2 pseudogenes are annotated in these 678 nt (G+C 77.9%); both read left to right on the forward strand.

What is annotated here, in order from left to right:
- Nucleotides 1–308: pseudogene (locus K4G64_RS39520) on the forward strand (hypothetical protein); the annotation flags it as partial.
- A 10-nt stretch (nt 309–318) separates the two neighbouring features.
- Nucleotides 319–678 (forward strand): annotated as a pseudogene (locus K4G64_RS39525) (hypothetical protein); the annotation flags it as partial.

Below are 678 nucleotides of genomic sequence, written 5' to 3' on the forward strand. Positions count from 1 at the left end.
GGCTGCGGGCGGTGGAGCGCTGCCCGCGGTGGTTCACCGAGACCGAGGGGGAGCGGGCGTCCGACGGACGGGGACGGCGCTCACGCGAGTCCGGCGTGGTGGTGACCCTGGACGTGCCGGGCACGGACTCCCGCCTCTCCCGGGCCCTCCGCGAGGCCCGGGGCATCTCAGGCCCGTCCGTCGAGCCCGGCGCGGAGACCCGGGGCATCGAGGCGGCGGACCTGACGGCCCTGCTGGAGACCCTGAGCACGGCAAGGCCCCCGCGGCGCCCGACCGGCCGAGCCCGACGCCGCCACGCGGGTGGGTGAACGGGCCCCGATGACCCAGACAGCCTCACACCGACTTGAAGGCCCTGCCGAGCTGGGCCGCCGCGACTCCGACGTCGCGTGCCGGCCCGTCAGCGACTCCGGCCTGCCCGGTGTGGCGGTGGCTCCCGCGCCCTCGCACTGGTCCGCGAGCGGCTCTGCCGAGTCCGGCCGCGGTGGTTCCGGCGTCGTGTGCCGGTCCGAGGCGGGTCTTGCCGTGCCTGGCGTGGCCGGTGGTTCCGGCGCCGCGTGCCGGCCCGTCAGCGACTCCGGCCTGCCCGGTGTGGCGGTGGCTCCCGCGCCCTCGCACTGGTCCGCGAGCGGCTCTGCCGAGTCCGGCCGCGGTGGTTCCGGCGTCGTGTGCCGGTCCGAG

The sequence above is a fragment of the Streptomyces sp. WAC04114 genome (assembly GCF_019733245.1).
In the GTDB taxonomy this organism is placed as follows: domain Bacteria; phylum Actinomycetota; class Actinomycetes; order Streptomycetales; family Streptomycetaceae; genus Streptomyces; species Streptomyces massasporeus_A.